Raw genomic sequence first — 785 nt, 5'->3', positions numbered from 1 at the left:
GGGTCGTAGGAGATGTTGCCGGTGCCGTCCTGTTTCTCGATGCCGCCGATGCGGTGTTCGAGTCCGGGGGTGCCGGGGACGGCCCAGGGGCGGGCGAGGGTCTTCGGGTCGCGTTTGTAGGGCCAGAAGACCTCGGTGCCGTCGTCGAGGGTGTGGTTGGGTCCCTGGGCGAACTGGACGCGCAGGTCGGGGAGTTCGTCGACCTCGGGGATGCGCCAGGGTTCGGAGCCGTTGGCGAGGTATCCGTCGGAGAGGAGGAAGACGGGGGTGCGGTAGGTGAGGGCGATACGGGCGGCTTCCAGTGCCGCGTCGAAGCAGTCGGCGGGGGTGCGCGGGGCCACGATCGGGACGGGTGCCTCGCCGTTGCGGCCGAACATGGCCTGGAGCAGGTCGGCCTGTTCGGTCTTGGTCGGCAGTCCGGTGGAGGGTCCGCCGCGCTGGATGTCGACGACGAGCAGTGGCAGTTCCATCGACACCGCGAGGCCGATGGCCTCGGACTTCAGTGCCACGCCCGGGCCCGAGGTGGTGGTGACGGCCAGGGATCCGCCGAAGGAGGCGCCCAGCGCGGCCCCGATGCCCGCGATCTCGTCCTCGGCCTGGAAGGTGCGGACGCCGAAGTTCTTGTGGCGGCTGAGCTCGTGCAGGATGTCGGAGGCCGGAGTGATCGGGTACGAGCCCAGGTACAGCGGCAGATCGGCCTGCTGACCGGCCGCGACGAGCCCGTACGACAGCGCCAGGTTCCCGGAGATGTTGCGATAGGTACCGGTGGGGAACGCGGTCGAGGC

1 pseudogene is annotated in these 785 nt (G+C 69.9%); it reads right to left on the bottom strand.

Going from position 1 to position 785, the window contains the following annotated elements:
• A pseudogene (locus tag IEY89_RS40160) lies at positions 1–785 on the bottom strand (thiamine pyrophosphate-binding protein); the annotation flags it as partial.

This window comes from Streptomyces lacrimifluminis, from assembly GCF_014646095.1.
GTDB lineage: Bacteria > Actinomycetota > Actinomycetes > Streptomycetales > Streptomycetaceae > Streptomyces > Streptomyces lacrimifluminis.
The sequence above is the reverse complement of the archived record's forward strand: the minus strand, read 5'-3'. Positions and strand labels throughout refer to the sequence as shown.